Here is a 15,924-nt window from a genome sequence, read left to right on the forward strand (position 1 = left end):
AGCGGGGACAGGACCGAGCCGCGCGGCGCTCTCTCTGGACCGCACGGTTTCCAAACCCATCCCGGCCCGCCTCTCCCTCTCAGGTCCCGCCGAAGCTAAAATGAAACAAGCGCCCCGCCATGAGGTTGAGCGCTTGCCGGTATCAACCGATCTCGATCATATTCCGCCGTCAGGCTCCGACTTCTGTAGCAAACCTTTGGCGTCGTCGGGATCGGGCGGCAGGTAGGCATCATAGGGATTGCCGTCGGCAAGATGACCGAACGGGGTGAACACGTAGTCCGCGCCCTCCCGCCCGACCGCGCAGATTACATAACGCGCTGCCCGGTCGCCGCGTCGGCGCATTCCATCAACGCGAGGTTGCCGTCGCTGGCGGCACGAAGCAGCGTCTGGAAGTTGCTGCGGGCATGGTCGGGAATGCTCATGGCAAGTCCTTCGCATCTCCGGGTTCAACTGGATCGCGGGCGGCCCGCGAGGATCGCTTCGCCGCGCGCGATCGCCCATTCGGCCTTGCCGAGCCACCCCGGCGGCGTCGGTCGGCGGGCCTTAGCATCGCCGACAATGATCTTGAGCAAGCCAGCATGAGTTCGAATTGTGCGGCCTTGCGCTGCACCGCTTCCCCAAAATGTGCATGAACCGGAATGGCCTGTCCACGATACGCGGCACCGGCGCCCTCCCATATGCCGGTGACATGGGCTTCGCCCGAGGACTCGCAATCCTCTCGCTGACCCGAACAGTCAGTGTCCTCGATGGCAAATCGGCACGCGACGTCGGGTGTCTCAGCCAAATAGGTTGAATGCCGGAACACTGGTAGGTGGAACGTCGTCTCGATGGTGAATTGCGGCATTTGCTGCTCCTAAAAAAAGGGCGGCCCGGCGTTCGTCTCCGAGCCCCGGCCGGCGGGTCGAGGTTGATGTCCATGCGTGCAGGTGTTACGCCGCCGCCCGCCCCTCGACGACGTCGGCGCCGACTTCGTCAGCGGTGACGTCTTCAAGACGCGCATTGCGGTACCCGGTCTTGGCCAACAGAGTGCGGCCGCCTCCCGGCTCTCGGCGAGGTACAGCAACTCTTCGTCGTCGCCGATCTGCTGCAGGACCCGGACCATGCCGATACCGGGCTGCTCGACGATCTTGAAGCTGAGGTCGCTGTCGACCGAGTAGGTTCGCATGACCGTCACGAGGATGACGCCGCCGGAGGAGAAGTTACCTTCATTGAGCGTGATCGAGGCCGGTGCGCTGTAGGTCGGACGGTCGCGCGGCGATGCCTTGCGGACCAGACGGCCGAGGCGTTGCGACGGCCCCAGTCGGCGAGCTTGCGGGTAAAGCGCGCCGGCGGTTTGGGGGTGCCGTCCGAGTACTGAATCAGCGAGCCTAGCGGGGCGTTGTCATAGACGATGTGGGCGGACATGGATGTCTCCTGAAACGAAAAGGCCCGACAGGGCGTCGGGCCATGAGGGTGGGTGAAGGGGAACGGGGCGACCGGAGTCGCCCCGTGGATGGGTGCTATTCGGCAGCGACAGCGTGTGCGATGACCTCATCGGCTGCCGCCGAGTCGTCTTCGTCATGGCCGGCGAGGAATTCGGGCAGGTCAGGTTCCTCGCCCTCGCCCGGCTGCGCGGGCCGTGCGTCATGATCGATCAGACGGAGCGGTTCGGGTAGCCAGCCACTATCGGCAAGGAGGCGTTCGGCCTCCTTGGCCATGTCGCCCTTCTTGAGGTGGTCGATGAGTTGAGCCGCCTGCTCGCTGGCACCTTCGCGCACGGCTTCGAGGATGCGGGACTTGGTGACCCGGCCGAGATAATTATCGACCGTCGGCCGCCAGCCCGCATCCACCATGTCGAGCCCGGTGGCGTGGGAGAGCCGGTCGGCTTCGCGCAAGCGCTGCTCCAGCCCGTGCTGGGAAACGCCGCTGCCATAGGGGTTAGGTCGCTCGAACAGCGCGTTGATCCCATAGCTGACGCAATGCGCCAGCAGTGCGTGCTGACTGGCTTCATCGAGACTGTCGAGCCAAGCCCACAGAGTCTGATCGTCACCGAGCGGAATGTCGCCCTTCCACGCCTCATGGCGTTCGTCGATCGCCTTGGCCGCGTGGCTGTCTTTCAGCTCGGCGTCTTGCGTCGGCAAGTGGGCATGTCGGACGAACGCCTCGAGGCAGCCAGTCGCGGAGCGATGACCGAAGGTGTCGAGGACGAGCCGATGCAACAGCGCCGTGATGGCCACATGCTGGTTCTCGGCCACCGCATTGCGCAGCGCCAACGTGCGATACGCGGTGAGCTCGATCACCAGGCGTTCGGGCAGCGGCTTGATGGCGTCGCCGTCATCCTCATCGGGCTCGGACGTTTGCGCGCCGATGGTGATGGTGGCGCGGCGAACCGAAGGATCGTCGCTTCCCTCCTCGCTCCCGGTCACACCGCCGGGCTCGGCGGCGTCGCCGTCGACCGCTTCCGGCGCTTCGTCCTCGGGGCGCACATATCCGCGATCGACGACCAGGTCACCGTCACGGTCGATGCTGATGAAGGCACCGGCGCGGCCGATATCGGCGGGATCGTAGTTCATCGGGCGGCTCTCGAACGCCTCCAGCACAGACTCGATCTCGCCGAGACGTTGATCGACCGCGTCGGGGAGTTCGTCGGATTCACCATACTCGGCTTCCAGCCGTTCGTACTCCGCGCGCAGGGCTTCGCGTTCCGCCCGCTCCGCGTCGGTCAGATCGACGGGGGTGCCGGCCAGTGCCCGCAGACCGTGATTATGGCCATAAGGCAGATCGACATCGACCACGATCCACTTCCAGCCCTCCGTCGCGATTTCGTCGGCGATCGACTTCAGCTTGTCGCGGACCAAGCGGTCGAGCAGAGCGGGGTCCTGAAGCCAGCCGCCATTGTCGGCCTCGAACAGGTCGCGCAGCACCATGCCGCCGGCAGCGACATACGCGTCGACACCGACGAACAGCGCCCGGCGATCGCTTGCCCGCACAGTGGTTTCCGTCAAAAGGCGCCGGATCTGCTGCGGCTCCTTCGACCAGGAGTTCTCGAGCGCCTCCCAGACCTGCTCCTGACGGGCGTGATCGTCGGTCACGGTAAAGGCCATGAGATGCTCGAGTTGCATTCCCTCCTGCTCGTAGACCTCGTGCAGCTTGGGCGAAACTTTTGCGAGCCGCAGGCGCTGCTGGACAAAGGTAGCGGACACGAAGAAGCGTGCCGCAATCTCCTCATGGCTGGCGCCCTGATCGTGCAGGGTCTGGAAGGCCCGGAACATATCCAGGGGATGTAAATCTTCGCGCTGAAAATTCTCGGCCAGCGAGTCCTCCTCGATCGGGATCCCGCTGTGGGCGTCGCTGACGACGCAGGGAACCGGCTCGGTCTTGATCATGCGCTTCTGCTTGACCAGCAGTTCCAGCGCGCGATAGCGGCGCCCACCAGCCGGCACCTCAAACATGCCGGTCTCATTGCCCTCGCCATCCAGCACTGGCCGGACGTTGAGACTCTGCAAGAGGCCGCGTCGTGCGATCGAGGCGGCGAGGTCCTCTATCGTTTCCCCGCGCTTGATGCGCCGGACATTGGCCTGGCTCAGCACCAGCTTGTTGAAGGGGATGTCACGTGAAGCGTTGAGGGTGATCTTCTGCTTGGGCGTAGCCATGTGGACTGTCTCCGCGACGGGCGGCCGAGACTCTCTCGACCTCCAAACCCGTCAAAAGAAACGGGCGCAGCCCTCTCACTCTGAGGACTGCGCGGCACACCGAAAATCCGGAGGGCGACAGGGCCGCAGACACGACTTTGCGCATCTGCGGCATTGGGGATTTCAAGCTGAGATCTCACGCGCCGTCTCGGCCAGACTGGGCGGCGTGGTAGAGGATGCGTTCCGCGTCGCGAAGGCTTTCCGGCCTGGCGGGCGGCCTCTGCCCAGACCGAAATCGGTAGGTCGGTGGTAAAGAGGATATCGCGCTCGATGCCCACGCGGATAGGCAGCCCGACCGACGTCATCTCGAAGAGCGAGAAACTGCCCTGCTCGGGATATCCGAGACCGGCGAGACCGAACATGATGTCACCATCGGCACTCAGCTCGGTTGCGAGCCAGGTTCCTTCGTCGAGCGGATTGAAGAGCTTCACGACCGGTACGTGATCGGCGTTAACCCACTGTGTCGCCGGCCGCTTCATCCCCTTCGGTGCCGGCCCGGCGTGCTCCTGGACGCGCTTCCATAGCCGTTCGCGGATTGCCCGGCTGGAGTTGATGAACGCTGAGCCGACATACTCCCCGGTCTTCCGAGCGGCCATCAGCGCAAAGGCCGGCTTACCGGGTTCCCGCTCGACTCCGAGCAAGTCGTATTCTTCCACCATGTAGCTCTTGATCTTCAGCCAGGCTGTCGACCGGCCGCTGCGGTATTTGCTGTCACGTCGCTTCGATACCATGCCCTCAAGGCCGGCTTCATCGATCAGGTGGAATATGGCTTTAGCGTCTCCGGGCAGCGCTTGGCTGAACTGGATGCGGTCATCAGGCAAGATGAGGCCTTCCAGGATTTCGCGTCGGTCTTCGAGATCCATGTCCCGCAGATCGTGACCGTTCAAGTGGAGGAGATCGAAGGCGACGAAGTAGAGGTCATGCTGGCGGCTGGTGATGGCTTTGCGCAGCGCCTGATAGTCCGAAAGGCCGGCTTCGTTGAGTACGACTATTTCGCCGTCAATGATGGCATTCTCGACGCCAAGGCGTTTTGCGGCACCGGCCAGATCCCTGTATTTTGCCGTCCAATTGTGGCCGTTGCGCGTGAAGATGCGCACGTTATGATCGATGATGATTTGGCTGCGATAGCCGTCGAACTTGACTTCGTGAATCCATTCGTCGCCTTCGGGAGGCTTCTCGACCAAGGTCGGCAGCAAAGGCTCGACGAACTTTAGACGCATGAACTCACCCGCACCCGGCGATTCAATTAGCTTGTGCTGAAATGGTTCCGAAACCGGAAATCGGCTTTTGGTGCAACAAAACACGTCAACTCGACGTTGCGGGATGAGCGAAGGAGGAAACGATATGGCCGATGACAAGAGCAAGCGGGATTTCCGCGATCGGGACCGTGTCTCAGCCGACGAGGATTATGAAGTTGAATATTTCGCAACAAAGACCGGCATCACACCCCAGCAGGTCAAAGAGTTGATTGCGAAGCACGGCAACCAACGCGAGACGTTGGAGCGGGAAGCCAAGGCGCTGCGGAAACAATGACCAGGCTATCTGATCTCGGCAGACCACTGATCGGGCACCGACATGAAGGCCCGCCCGCGAGCGAACTCGCGCATTTCCTCCCTTGCCCTGTTTGCGGGCAACAGATCGATATGCGCGATTTTCGCCAGGTCACCTATCATGCCGATCCGCAGCACGAGCCGCTCGAACTGGACGCGTAGGACGCAAAAAGCTCGACTGCTGAATTGAGTTTTAATCCATGTTTTGGCGAAACGTGGCGGGGCTGCACCGGCCATTGCTATGGGTCCAACCGCCGATTCAATTGGCTCGTGCTGAAATGGGTCCAAAATCAAATAGGCATGGAAACCAAAAAGCTCTTGTTGCGTTCGGCGCACTAAAAGGTCGGGAGGTTGTGCCATGGGCACCTTTTTACCGCTGTTCGTTAAGCTGGTAGACCGTAAATCAATGACGGTTTCCTCTATCTGTGAGGCCGAGGAAGCGCTCCAGGGGCAGTGGCCAAATAAGGGTGCGGCGGCCTATAGGGATGCGTGCCGATTGATCGCGGAGGCCAAGGATGGAAGCTGCAGTCCGGCCGTAGCATTTGCGGCGTTCAAGGCCGCCGCTATCGACCAGCACCTGCTGCAGCCCGAGCCCGGCGCTCGGCATGTTCGACACAACGTGCCATAAACCATCGTGATGATTAACCGCCGTCCCCTAGTATCAAATAGGGACCGACACAGGGGAGTCTCGCTTGGTCGCGCGACGGTGGGCTCGCACCGACCGGGGCAGGTGATGCGAGCCCCGCCGAGTCTTGCGGGACCTCGACCAGCAGCGAACACCCACTCGCTGCCGTTCTATCAACAAGCCCCCAAATTTCAGGTTCCGCTAACGTACAAAAAAGCCCACCAGCCGTTGAGGTAGTGGGCAGTTTTGGGAGACGCTGATATGGGAACAGTGCGACCGCCCGAAGTGTTTCGAGGCGACGATATTCCAAGGGGGATTCACAGATCCGCGCTTTCGATGTTCAGCGAAGGGCGGTCAAGTTGCTCGCCTTGGGGGAGCTTCCAATCCTAGACGAGAAGACTGATCGCCCGCGAAAGCGACGGCATCTGCCTCATTTTCGAATGCTCGGGAATACGTTTCACCGTTCCTCCCTATGATGCGAACAACCCACTCGCCTAACGAATGGCGGACCTCTAGGAAGAGGGAAGACGAAAACGGCGGCCGGTAAGTGACGCTGTCCAATGCCCTCGGGAGGCTTGTCCCGCCAAAATCGGCTCCATCATCGGAGGAATGAACTTCACGCATGCACTGACTCCCGAGACCGCCAGTCAATTAGCGCGTGCTTAATTAGTTCCGGAGCGTTTTAACGAATCGTTGACAGCGCTGTCCCAGAATAGGACGGCGCGGTCAACCCCAACCTTGGCTGCGCAGGCGGCTCTGGCATCGAGTTCCACCCCGAACTGTCGGAGCCGCCACCCACATTCCGCAATTTACCAGCAATGGTTGAATCAACCGTTACTGCACGTGCTTTCCATGGCGCTTCCCCGATCCTTAGACTTTGACGAACAAACCGGGGATACACAGAGGCGTTCCGATCTAGACTCGACCGATGGAAACCATCTTCGATGACATCGCCAACGCCCTCAGAGAGCCCCGCCAGGATGCTTGGCGCCCTGTCCGCGCCTTCGGCCCTTGATCTTGCCGACAAGCTGTTCCTTGGCCTGCCATAGGCCTGGGTGTTGGCTTCGGAATGGCGATCTCGGGTTAGCCGGCCCCGATCAGGTAAAACAATGCGCTAAGAACCGCAGCGACTGATGCCCCGGCTATGAGCATGGCGGCGGTGCTGTTTGCGCCGATTGGCAGGCTTCTTCCCGTCCGCACCCGCGTATGCGCTGTAAATTCGCCGCCCGTCGTCACCGAACCTATCGCTGTTCGGGTAAGCCTTCTTAGGCTTGGATCTCGGTCGAAGTATTTTCATGGCCTAGCCCGGATCGTGAACAACACCCGAAGTTTAGCGGCTCCTGATGTATGGACTCAAGCGTGGAATGGACGCGTTCTTTGCACGGGGGGAGAGAGGGCGTGGGCAAGTCCAGCGTCATGGAGGGGCTAACCAGGCCGACCGCTGGCGCAAGAACGCCAAGCGGCGGCGGTTGTGGCGATGGCAATACTGCCGGCGCTGGTGATGGTTCCCTTGACCGCTTTTTTCACCGTTAACCGACAAGCTCTCGACAAGGTCGTCGGGCTCATCCCAACTGGCTGGCTGAGTGGAACCCGCACGGCCGGCGCGGCGAGCTGCGATGTCAAGGGGGACATTTCCATCAATACCGGCGAGCGGATTTGTCACGTCGCAGGGCAGGAGCATTACTGGGAGACGAAGATCAGTCCTCAGTACGGCGAGCGCTGGTTCTGCAGCGAAGCAGAGGCCGTCGCGGCCGGCTGGCGAAAAGCGAGAAGGTGCTACGAGCCTCATGGCAGAGCGTAGCGGCAAGACCGCATATCCTTCTATGCAGCTTTTGAGATCTCTCCCCCCGGCATCAGTGCAGCACTGGCTCGCAGCCTTTGACCCAGCGATCGACTTCGAAGATGATCAGGTCTATCTCGTTGTTCGAAAGCTTGCGGCAGATCTCGTTCTCCACCCGAAGCATCACCCGGACCATTAGCGTCTTGGTGGCGTCGGACACGACCATGATCAAGGCTTCGCAGGTCGTCTGCCGGCCGGCACTCGCACGATTCACCTTCGTTGCCTGGTCTGGTGTGAGGCGCTCGCCGCGCTGATGTCGGCCGATCAAGGCGCGAGCTTCCATCCTGCGCATTTCTTCCTGCGGGACATAACGAGTCGCGTCTGGTGCATTGATCGAGGTCATGGCGCCGTCGAATGCGTGAATGGCTTTGCTCGATGGTGCGTTCATTTGCTTGCCTCCTGCCGAGTCCATACAGGTGCGGGCGCCAGCGCGGCGCGTCTGACGAGGTTGCGAGGTCTTTCAAGACGATCGCCTGACGTGCCGCTCATGGGCACGCCCCGATGGGTGTCGGAACCAAAGTCCTTGAGCAAAGTTTCCCTACCGAAGGGCGTTTTAGGTTTTTGGAGAACTCGAATGAAGACCATCATCCTGGGCGCATTGGCGCTTTGCTTGGCTGCCCCTGCGGTCGCGTCCGCAGAAGAAGGCATCGTCATCCAGACCCACCGACACCACCACCGCCATTCTTGGGACGACAACAATAACGACCGTGTGGTCATCTATCGGAACGGACACCGTCTCCATCGCCGCCATCATGGCGAGCAGGCGTTTTACGACAATGGCGAGCGCGCTTGGGGCCGGCATCATCATCGGTCCAGCGACGTTGTGGTCACCGGATCGATCAACCGTCCGATGCATCACCGCCGTCACGTTGTCATCCAGCAGGACGACAACAGCGACTATGACTCCGACTATTGATCGCGGTCTAACGGCCCGGCCTCTCGACTTCGACGGGAGCCGGGCATCGGAGGGAGGCTTTCGCCATGACGATGCTGTTTCAACCCTTGGACTCGGACGGTCACAAGCGGAGTGAGCTCTACCACGCTGCGCGGTTGTCGATGCTCCAATGTCGTGTGTTGACGCGCTTCGATCGGGTCGAAGAGGCTGCTGATAAGGTCCAGGCAGCGGCTGAGTTGTTCGCTGAGGCCGCTCGACCTGTCGGAAGCACTCAAACGCTCGGTATGTGAGCGTCAAGTCGGGCCCGCGGAACCAGCAGGCGGCAACAAAGACCCTTGGCACATCTACCAGCCGGGCCACGCGCCATTCTCTTTCGCCGGCCTTTGGGCCTACAATTCCAATCTCGACATAACCAGCTGCACCATCATCACAGAGCCTGCCGCAGACCCGATGAAGCAGTTGCACGATCGGCAGCCTCTCATTCTCGACCCGGCATACTATGACGCCTGGCTGGATCCGGCGTCGCCCAAGGACAGCCTCAAGGACATTCTCAGCCACGACATCGACGGTCAGCTGCAGTTCAACCGCGTTGGGCGTGAGGTGAACACCAGCGCCGTCAACAAATTGCCCAACGACCATCCCGGCCTGGTCGGGCCGATCAACCCCCTATGAGCGACGAACCAACACGGCTTGCCGAGGCATGACAGCGGCCCCGCGCGATCGACGGCGGGTCGACAATCATGCGTGCGGGCACCCCGGCTGCGGTGAGCATGGAGGCTTCGGCTTCGCCCGACCGAGGCAGCTATCGCACTGGTTCTGCCTGAAGCACCGCGACGAGGGCGAGCGATACCTATAAGCGCATCAATATCGCTATTTCATACGGTGACCAAGCGTGGAATGTGGCAACTTCACCGCAGGCACATGTGAGCTTGCGCACGTAGAGTTGGATCATTAGAGAGGTCTCAAAGACAAGGGACCACCACATGACTGACGAAGACAACCATGCTGTCGAACTGGCGGAACTTACAGCGGACGTCGTTTCCGCATACGTAGCCAATAACCCACTACCGGTTGCCAACTTGCCCGACCTGATTGCATCTGTGCACGCTTCATTGTCAGGTTTGAGCAGCCAGATCGCACCGGCTGCGAAAGAGCTTGTGCCTGCGGCAAATCCAAAAAAGTCTGTGTTCCCGGATTACATCATCAGCCTGGAAGACGGTCGGAAATTCCAGTCTATGAAACGCCACCTTGGCCTACTTGGTCTGACACCCGACGAATACCGTGAGAAGTGGGGCTTGTCTCACGATTACCCAATGGTCGCGCCGAACTACGCCGCTAAGCGATCGGCCCTTGCGAAGGCGTCTGGTCTAGGTCGGAAGGCTGAGGTTAAGGCGGCGGCGAAACGGGCGAAGAAGGAGTAGTCCGAACCCCACCTGACGCAACGTCAAGGTTGTGTGCGTCAAGTTCTGCAAAATGGGCGATCATGATGCTGGTCATGCGGCTTGGCGCAGAGCGAGCTTCTTGTGCTCGCGCAGATCATCCATGTTGATATAGCGGTTGGCCTCCATCCAGTTTTCGTTGGTTTCGACGGCCAGCGCCCTGACCAGGCGCAGGCAGCTTTCGGCGTTCGGGAAGATGCGCACGACATAGGTGCGCCGGCGGATTTCCTCGTTGAGCCGCTCCAGCATGTTGGTGGATTTGAGATGCTTGTGGTGCTGTCTCGGCAGCCTGAAGAAGGTCAGGGTTTGTTCGATGGCATCCTCGGCCCAGCCTGTCAGGCGCGGATAGCGTGCCGACCATTTGGCAAGCCATGCGGCAAGATCAGCCCTGGCCTCTGCGAGATCGCGCCGGTCGTAGAGCCAGCGCAATTCCTGCAGGCAGTCGTCGCCGTGCTTCCTCGGCAGATGATCGAGCGCGTTCCTGAGGAAGTGCACGTAGCAGCGTTGCCAGGCGGCTTCGGGGATCACCTCGCCGATCGCTGCCACCAGGCCGGCGTGATCGTCGGACACAACCAACTCGACGCCCTTGAGGCCGCGCGCCTTGAGGCCGACGAGGAAGTCCCTCCAGGCCGAGCGGCTCTCGCGATTGGCCATCTCCACGGCCAGGATCTGGCGCCTTCCGTCCCAGTCGATACCGACCGCGATCAGCACCGCCTGGCTCATGACAACACCGGCTTCACGCACCTTCTCGTAGCGCGCATCGAGGATGAGGTAAGGAAACGGCTCTTGAAGGGGGCGCCTGGCAAAGGCAGCGAGGCTCTCGTCCAGCCGCTTGTTGATGGCCGAGATCGACGAGGCCGAGAAGGCATGGCCGCACAGTTCTTCCGTGATCGCCTTCACCTTGCGGGTCGACACGCCCTGGACATACATCTCGGCCAGTGTCGCCACCAAGGCCCGCTCGGAACGCTGGTAGCGCTCGAACAGCTCGGTGGAGAAGCGCCCGGCCCGGTCCTGCGGAACCCGCAGCTCGAGCTTGCCGACCCGCGTCACAAGGGTGCGGCCGTAATAGCCCGAGCGATAGCCAAGCCGTTCGGGCGTGCGCTCGCTCTTCGAGGCACCCAGCGCCTCGTCCATCTCGGCCTCAAGCACCTCCTGCATCACCGCACGGAGCACTTCGTGCAATCCATCCGGGTTCGAAAGCAAAATGTCTTTGACGGCAGCGCTGGCGGTCTTCTGTCTTGGTCATGGTGGCGTTCCTTCCAGGGAATCGGTGACGTTGAACATCACCAGCCTGCCATAACCGCCCTCTCTCAGCGAATTTGCAGAACTCTCAGCACACTACCAACGTCAAGAATCAGCTATCGATTGAGTTGCGGCGGACCTGATTTGATTTTACCGCCCGGCCGGCGCTGATCAGGCAATGCTCCCATTGCGGCGCCGGCCATCTTCATGCAGATGCCACGGTCCCCCGAATTAACGGTGCACAAAGAAACGCCCGTCGCGGCAAGCGGCAGGCTTTTCTATTGGGAATTGCGAGGACTAGAATTTGTAGGCTATGCCGAAGCGAACTTCGTTGGTCTTCAAATCAACCTTCCCATTTGGCAACGCTTCAGTGCCGAAGTCAGTATAGCGGTACTCGGCCCGCAGGAGAAGATTGTCGGTCATGGCGTAGTCCAAGCCGGCGCCTATCGTCCATCCTGTGAATGTATCTCCGAAAGAACCTGAGACGGTATTACTGCTTGTGTCGATGCCGCCATATGCAACGCCGCCCGCGATATAGGGCAGAAAGCGATCGACGGCATACCCTAGGCGAAGTCTTGCCGCCCCACTCCAATTCAGTTCCTCGATCGCGATGCCGCCCGGAACCGGGAGACCTGGAGCCGCGAATATTTGGCCGCTGCCATCAACATTCGCATACACGACGTCCAGTTCCACACCAATGACGATATTGCTCGGCATCTGATAGCTGTAACCGGCGTAGACACCGCCAAGGAACCCGTCAGGATCTGTCTCAACCAAGCCCCGGCCGCTGCGTTGGCGTATATTCCCGTCGCTCCGGGCGTAGCCTGCCTGAAGACCGATATACCCACCTGTCCAGCTAAAAACTGGGGTGACTTCTTCGAGGACGGCATCGGCAGCAAACGCCGAAGACCCTATCAGAGACAACGACAAACCAAGAAGCAGCGTCTTCATAGGCATCTCCTGACCTGCCCTTTGGTAGCAGAGCGCGCCGCTAGGGGTAGTTGTTTTTCTGCCACAGTTGGCAGTCAAATCGGCTGCGGGCATGAGCAGCTGCCCACAGGTGGCATGAGCCTCCTCTGCCAATCCGCTGGCGGCGATCGGATCGCCTCGCGCCATAATGGGCAACTTTCGGCTACCCATTTGTCGCGAAACTTCCTGCCGCGAACACTCATTCGGTCAAGCCAGGATCAAAGTGCGCCACAGCATCGACAAGCGTTCGATATAGGCTGTCAACTTCTTCGTCGATCTCTTCGCGCCTGATCCCCAGCGCCTTAGCGTCGGCATACAATTGTGTGTGTACTCACTGATCGAAACCGTGTCGGCCTTCGCCGTTTCGGGGAGATTGTTACCGATCCAGCGATCGAGGAAATTGATACCGCGTGTGCTCATCAGCCGATATCAAAGCGCATATTAGGTTCCGCTACTTGACCCGTGAGACGGACGCACCAGACTCCAGTGCATGGCTAGGGATCTCGACATCGGCGATGAGGTGGCGATCGACGCCACCATTATTCGACGCGTCACTGACGACAGGATCAGCGTGTCGATACCGACCTACGGATTTCCGCATTCCGTTCGGGATAGCACCACGAAGGTGGTCAAAGGTCAGACCATCGAACTGATCGGCAGCGCCACACGGGTCGAGAAGGACGCCGTAACGGTCAGCCTGAGTGGCCCGGTGGTGACGGTCGCGTTTGATGTTGTGCGGCTGGTGAAGCTCTAGCTTTCCCGACCTTACCGCCCTAACGGCTGCTTCGAAAGCGAGAGAAGTTCGGCCTCATCTTTTATCCCGGCCATGTAGTTGGCAATGATCCGAGAGGCCAACCGGCCCTGCGCATCGGGTGATTGGTCGTCGACGAGTTTAAGCTGCTCGAAAACGCGCCCTAGCAAGGCCAATTCGGCAGGCTTAAAAATCCCGGCATCCACGGCTTTTCGTCTGATGGGCATGACTAGTGTTCTTCCCTCACCGTCTCAAGCCGCCAGCCTGAAATCGGTTCCGGAACATTTTAGCTAAGGTGAATGTTTCAATGGTTATGAAGATCGAAGCCGCCGAATGTCGGGCAGCGTTGACGCTCATCCGGCGCACAATCGAGGACCACTGCCCGCCCGGCGTGCTGCCTAGCGAGGAAGCGGTGAACGGTCTCTATGGGGCGGGGCTCATGGATGAGGCGGAAGCGCTGGCGGCTGCGATCGTCGCAACGATCGACCAGATGCAATTGCGCGTGATGGTGAAACCACCGTCCCCTAGTATTAAATAGGGGCGGAGAATGGGAAGCTCGCTTGGTCGCGCGACGGTGGGCTCGCACCGACCGGCGAGGTGGTGCGAGCCCGGCCGAGTCTTGCGGGACCTCGACCGGCAGCGAACACCCACTCGCTGCCGTTCTATCAACATGCTCCCAAATTTCAGGTTCCGCTAATGTACAAAAAGCCGGTGAACGGAGCTTGGCTCATCGCTGCGTAACGCATTTCCCTGAGTGGTTCCGTCGAGCCACCAAAAGCCGCCGGGGGTGTAACCCGGCGGCTTGAACGTTCGGCTAGCATCGCTTCAGCTGTGGCGGGTCTTAAAGTGTTGGCTCAGGAGCCTGTTTGGCAGCCATCGGGGCGCCGTCTGCCCTCCTATGACGGTCCGCGACGCCGCTGCTCGGAAGCGCCCGCTAAGTCTTGATTGGCCGCGACATCTTATGGAGAGGAACCAGCGGCCAACAAATGTGCATCATGTCCCGGAAACTCCGTTGACGGGAACTCGCTGACCCTGCGCGTCGTGGCGCCGCCTTGCGGATTGCAGCAATTTGCAGCAATGTTGCTTGTGAAATCGCCGACTTTTTTGAGATACCGATCGGACTGGTCAATGCCACTTGACATCGAATCCCGGTTTCTCGGCTTGGCGGATTTTGAACCAGCTGCGCGAGAGGTGTTGCCGCATGCGGTTTACGAGTTCATTGCCGGGGGTGCTGGCGACGAAATCACCAAGCGTGACAATGAAGCCGCATTCGACCGCATCAAGTTGAGGCAGCGTGTGCTGCGCGATGTCACAAGACTTGATACCGCGATCACACTCTTCGGGCAAAGGCTGCCCCATCCAATCATCCTGGCCCCAATAGCGTATCAGCGGCTGGCGCATCCGGAAGGTGAGGTGGCCGCGGCGCGCGGCGCCGGAGTGGCGGGAGCGGTGTTCATTGTGGGAACTACGGCGACGGCGGCAATCGAGGATTGCTTAGCGGAGAGCCAGTCTCCAGTATGGTTCCTGCTCTATTGGCAAAGCGATCGCAGTTTCAATGGCGAACTCGTATCTCGCATGGCGGCACTGGGCGCAAAGGCGATCAGCGTGACGGTCGACTTGCCAACGCCAGGCGATCGCCGCAGGCAATTCCGGGCAGGCTTCAAAATGCCCGATAGCATTGCAACGCCGTACTTCAAGGACCGGAACACCGGCGTGCTTAAAGTTGGCACTGCGCAAAAGCGGGCCATGCCGACCTGGGCGGATATTGCCTGGCTGCGTTCGCTGACAACCCTGCCGCTTATCCTGAAGGGTATCCTCGATCCTGACGATGCCGAGCAAGCCATCGGAACTGGTGCAGATGCTATCGTCGTCTCGAACCACGGTTCGCGTAACCTCGACACACTGCCGGCAGCCATCGACGCCCTGCCCGCCATCGCGGAACGGGTGGCCGGCCGGATCCCCATCGTCCTCGATGGCGGCGTTAGGCGTGGCACCGACGTTTTGAAGGCGATTGCGCTAGGGGCAAGCGCTGTCATGATTGGCCGCCCTTATGTCTACGCCCTAGCAACGGCTGGGGCCGAGGGGGTAGCCCACTGCGTCAACCTGCTTCGCCGTGACTTCGAGATGGCAATGGCGCTAACCGGCCGGGCGCGCATCGTCGAAATCGACCGGTCGGTAATCTGGTGAAGCCCGGCCCGCATTTAGGACCAGGATATCAAGTCGTCTTCGGCGATCGCGAAAGGTGGTGGCAAAGGTTTGGACTGAAACCTGATCGATCAGGTCAACGGGCCAGACCTCTACCCCTTCAATTCCGCTCAAAGCGGCTTGGGCGGCGATTGGGTCAAGCGCGGCACGCAGATGATAGCCCCGTATGCAGCAAGCACTCTAATGGTCTCCAAGCCAAGCCCGGGAGAACCACCGGTCGGCCGTTCGCACATTTGGTTCCCCAGCTTCGCCCCTACGAATGCTCGGCACACAAACCCAATAGCAGTTCCCTGGGTGCTGTCGCCCAGCACGCCTTGACCAAAGGAATGTGGACCCTCGGGCCGGGTAGCAGACCGTCCCTCACGTCATCAGACTCCTCGGTTCCAGGGCCGCTAACCATTAGGGACCGGGAACCAGCCAATGAGATAGACAGCTTTCAGGAAGTGCTCAATTCCTGCTTGAGTGCCCGAAATGAGGCGCATTGCGGACTGGCAGGTTTGGGGCCGATTGCGGACTTGCGGCTTCGAGGCCTGGAATGTGAGAAGCGGACATTCAGGCGCTCCCCATGCATCGACGTGAACTGACCGATTGTGTTGAAGAGTCCGACGCACCGCGAAGTCACCACCGACAATAGAATCCCGTTCCACCCTGGCGCATTGCATGGAATCAGGATTCACTTGTGGGTCTTTTCGGAACGCCACGCTACGCAAATGCCGTAGTTAGCCGCGATCGGACTT

The 15,924-nt window shown here is 60.4% G+C and carries 16 protein-coding genes and 4 pseudogenes; 9 read left to right on the plus strand and 11 right to left on the minus strand.

Annotated elements, in window-relative coordinates; genetic code table 11:
* Nucleotides 1-156: 156 nt before the first annotated feature.
* From NLY43_RS02925 to NLY43_RS02945, 5 genes and pseudogenes are all read right to left on the minus strand, one after another.
* Nucleotides 157-422 (minus strand): annotated as a pseudogene (locus NLY43_RS02925) (DUF6117 family protein).
* Entirely contained in the window at nt 419-844 is a 426-nt protein-coding gene (locus NLY43_RS02930; protein WP_245264084.1) for a hypothetical protein, read from the minus strand. Before NLY43_RS02930 ends, NLY43_RS02925 begins: the two are co-directional and overlap by 4 nt.
* A gap of 85 nt (nt 845-929) precedes the next feature.
* Nucleotides 930-1,404 (minus strand): annotated as a pseudogene (locus NLY43_RS02935) (UCP036055 family protein).
* Between the two features lie 95 nt (nt 1,405-1,499).
* Complete coding sequence (locus NLY43_RS02940) at nt 1,500-3,632, minus strand: ParB/RepB/Spo0J family partition protein (RefSeq protein ID WP_023713799.1); 2,133 nt, start codon at nt 3,630-3,632, stop codon at nt 1,500-1,502.
* Nucleotides 3,563-4,891: a DUF2958 domain-containing protein gene (locus NLY43_RS02945; protein ID WP_286459639.1), complete on the minus strand. Its 1,329-nt coding sequence runs from the start codon at nt 4,889-4,891 to the stop codon at nt 3,563-3,565. The genes NLY43_RS02940 and NLY43_RS02945 overlap by 70 nt, the downstream gene beginning before the upstream one ends.
* Before the next feature lie 124 nt (nt 4,892-5,015).
* On the opposite strand from NLY43_RS02945, the gene NLY43_RS02950 reads away from it, so the two are divergent.
* Nucleotides 5,016-5,204 carry a DUF3606 domain-containing protein gene (locus tag NLY43_RS02950; protein ID WP_023823908.1) on the plus strand — a complete coding sequence of 63 codons (189 nt, stop codon included), beginning with the start codon at nt 5,016-5,018 and terminating at the stop codon, nt 5,202-5,204.
* A 5-nt stretch (nt 5,205-5,209) separates the two neighbouring features.
* Here NLY43_RS02950 and NLY43_RS02955 read toward each other — a convergent pair whose 3' ends face one another.
* Nucleotides 5,210-5,581 (minus strand): hypothetical protein, encoded by a 372-nt coding sequence (locus NLY43_RS02955; protein WP_023731570.1) that lies wholly within the window; start codon nt 5,579-5,581, stop codon nt 5,210-5,212.
* Between NLY43_RS02955 and NLY43_RS02960 the strand changes: the two genes are divergently transcribed.
* Both NLY43_RS02960 and NLY43_RS02965 read left to right on the plus strand, forming a co-directional pair.
* Nucleotides 5,580-5,849, plus strand: coding sequence for a DUF982 domain-containing protein (locus NLY43_RS02960; RefSeq protein WP_023713612.1), 270 nt, complete (start codon nt 5,580-5,582; stop codon nt 5,847-5,849). The genes NLY43_RS02955 and NLY43_RS02960 overlap by 2 nt on opposite strands.
* Before the next feature lie 1,474 nt (nt 5,850-7,323).
* Nucleotides 7,324-7,647: a sunset domain-containing protein gene (locus tag NLY43_RS02965; protein WP_023713613.1), complete on the plus strand. Its 324-nt coding sequence runs from the start codon at nt 7,324-7,326 to the stop codon at nt 7,645-7,647.
* A 52-nt stretch (nt 7,648-7,699) separates the two neighbouring features.
* Here the strand turns inward: NLY43_RS02965 and NLY43_RS02970 are convergent, their stop codons facing one another.
* Nucleotides 7,700-8,074 carry a hypothetical protein gene (locus NLY43_RS02970; RefSeq protein ID WP_031202286.1) on the minus strand — a complete coding sequence of 125 codons (375 nt, stop codon included), beginning with the start codon at nt 8,072-8,074 and terminating at the stop codon, nt 7,700-7,702.
* 186 nt (nt 8,075-8,260) lie between these two features.
* Between NLY43_RS02970 and NLY43_RS02975 the strand changes: the two genes are divergently transcribed.
* The 3 genes from NLY43_RS02975 to NLY43_RS02985 all read left to right on the plus strand — a co-directional run bounded on the left by NLY43_RS02975 (nt 8,261) and on the right by NLY43_RS02985 (nt 10,002).
* Complete coding sequence (locus tag NLY43_RS02975) at nt 8,261-8,602, plus strand: hypothetical protein (RefSeq protein WP_023713615.1); 342 nt, start codon at nt 8,261-8,263, stop codon at nt 8,600-8,602.
* 237 nt (nt 8,603-8,839) lie between these two features.
* On the plus strand, nt 8,840-9,253 hold the full coding sequence (locus tag NLY43_RS02980; RefSeq protein ID WP_460221881.1) for an SOS response-associated peptidase family protein: 414 nt from the start codon (nt 8,840-8,842) through the stop codon (nt 9,251-9,253).
* Nucleotides 9,254-9,564: 311 nt separating this feature from the next.
* On the plus strand, nt 9,565-10,002 hold the full coding sequence (locus tag NLY43_RS02985; protein WP_023713618.1) for a Ros/MucR family transcriptional regulator: 438 nt from the start codon (nt 9,565-9,567) through the stop codon (nt 10,000-10,002).
* Between the two features lie 72 nt (nt 10,003-10,074).
* Here the strand turns inward: NLY43_RS02985 and NLY43_RS02990 are convergent.
* From NLY43_RS02990 to NLY43_RS03000, 3 genes and pseudogenes are all read right to left on the minus strand, one after another.
* Nucleotides 10,075-11,253: pseudogene (locus tag NLY43_RS02990) on the minus strand (IS256 family transposase); the annotation flags it as partial.
* Between the two features lie 306 nt (nt 11,254-11,559).
* Nucleotides 11,560-12,213: an outer membrane protein gene (locus NLY43_RS02995; protein WP_502882148.1), complete on the minus strand. Its 654-nt coding sequence runs from the start codon at nt 12,211-12,213 to the stop codon at nt 11,560-11,562.
* A gap of 217 nt (nt 12,214-12,430) precedes the next feature.
* Nucleotides 12,431-12,651: pseudogene (locus tag NLY43_RS03000) on the minus strand (DUF768 domain-containing protein).
* Nucleotides 12,652-12,721: 70 nt separating this feature from the next.
* Between NLY43_RS03000 and NLY43_RS03005 the strand changes: the two are divergent.
* Complete coding sequence (locus tag NLY43_RS03005; protein WP_023713650.1) at nt 12,722-12,985, plus strand: hypothetical protein; 264 nt, start codon at nt 12,722-12,724, stop codon at nt 12,983-12,985.
* A gap of 11 nt (nt 12,986-12,996) precedes the next feature.
* Here the strand turns inward: NLY43_RS03005 and NLY43_RS03010 are convergent, their stop codons facing one another.
* A complete protein-coding gene (locus NLY43_RS03010; RefSeq protein WP_023713651.1) occupies nt 12,997-13,209 on the minus strand; it encodes a hypothetical protein in 213 nt (70 codons plus the stop codon).
* An 80-nt stretch (nt 13,210-13,289) separates the two neighbouring features.
* On the opposite strand from NLY43_RS03010, the gene NLY43_RS03015 reads away from it, so the two are divergent.
* Both NLY43_RS03015 and NLY43_RS03020 read left to right on the plus strand, forming a co-directional pair.
* A complete protein-coding gene (locus NLY43_RS03015; protein ID WP_023713652.1) occupies nt 13,290-13,520 on the plus strand; it encodes a hypothetical protein in 231 nt (76 codons plus the stop codon).
* Between the two features lie 590 nt (nt 13,521-14,110).
* Entirely contained in the window at nt 14,111-15,169 is a 1,059-nt protein-coding gene (locus NLY43_RS03020) for an alpha-hydroxy acid oxidase (protein ID WP_023723442.1), read from the plus strand.
* The last annotated feature ends 755 nt before the right edge of the window (nt 15,170-15,924 follow it).

The organism is Mesorhizobium sp. C416B (assembly GCF_030323165.1).
Lineage (GTDB): Bacteria > Pseudomonadota > Alphaproteobacteria > Rhizobiales > Rhizobiaceae > Mesorhizobium.

Coding starts and splice junctions, on each gene's coding strand:
- NLY43_RS02930 (WP_245264084.1), bottom strand. CDS start 844: ATGCCGCAATTCACCATCGAGACGACGTTCCACCTACCAGTGTTCCGG.
- NLY43_RS02940 (WP_023713799.1), bottom strand. CDS start 3,632: ATGGCTACGCCCAAGCAGAAGATCACCCTCAACGCTTCACGTGACATC.
- NLY43_RS02945 (WP_286459639.1), bottom strand. CDS start 4,891: ATGCGTCTAAAGTTCGTCGAGCCTTTGCTGCCGACCTTGGTCGAGAAG.
- NLY43_RS02950 (WP_023823908.1), top strand. CDS start 5,016: ATGGCCGATGACAAGAGCAAGCGGGATTTCCGCGATCGGGACCGTGTC.
- NLY43_RS02960 (WP_023713612.1), top strand. CDS start 5,580: ATGGGCACCTTTTTACCGCTGTTCGTTAAGCTGGTAGACCGTAAATCA.
- NLY43_RS02955 (WP_023731570.1), bottom strand. CDS start 5,581: ATGGCACAACCTCCCGACCTTTTAGTGCGCCGAACGCAACAAGAGCTT.
- NLY43_RS02965 (WP_023713613.1), top strand. CDS start 7,324: ATGGCAATACTGCCGGCGCTGGTGATGGTTCCCTTGACCGCTTTTTTC.
- NLY43_RS02970 (WP_031202286.1), bottom strand. CDS start 8,074: ATGAACGCACCATCGAGCAAAGCCATTCACGCATTCGACGGCGCCATG.
- NLY43_RS02975 (WP_023713615.1), top strand. CDS start 8,261: ATGAAGACCATCATCCTGGGCGCATTGGCGCTTTGCTTGGCTGCCCCT.
- NLY43_RS02985 (WP_023713618.1), top strand. CDS start 9,565: ATGACTGACGAAGACAACCATGCTGTCGAACTGGCGGAACTTACAGCG.
- NLY43_RS02995 (WP_502882148.1), bottom strand. CDS start 12,213: ATGAAGACGCTGCTTCTTGGTTTGTCGTTGTCTCTGATAGGGTCTTCG.
- NLY43_RS03005 (WP_023713650.1), top strand. CDS start 12,722: ATGGCTAGGGATCTCGACATCGGCGATGAGGTGGCGATCGACGCCACC.
- NLY43_RS03010 (WP_023713651.1), bottom strand. CDS start 13,209: ATGCCCATCAGACGAAAAGCCGTGGATGCCGGGATTTTTAAGCCTGCC.
- NLY43_RS03015 (WP_023713652.1), top strand. CDS start 13,290: ATGGTTATGAAGATCGAAGCCGCCGAATGTCGGGCAGCGTTGACGCTC.
- NLY43_RS03020 (WP_023723442.1), top strand. CDS start 14,111: ATGCCACTTGACATCGAATCCCGGTTTCTCGGCTTGGCGGATTTTGAA.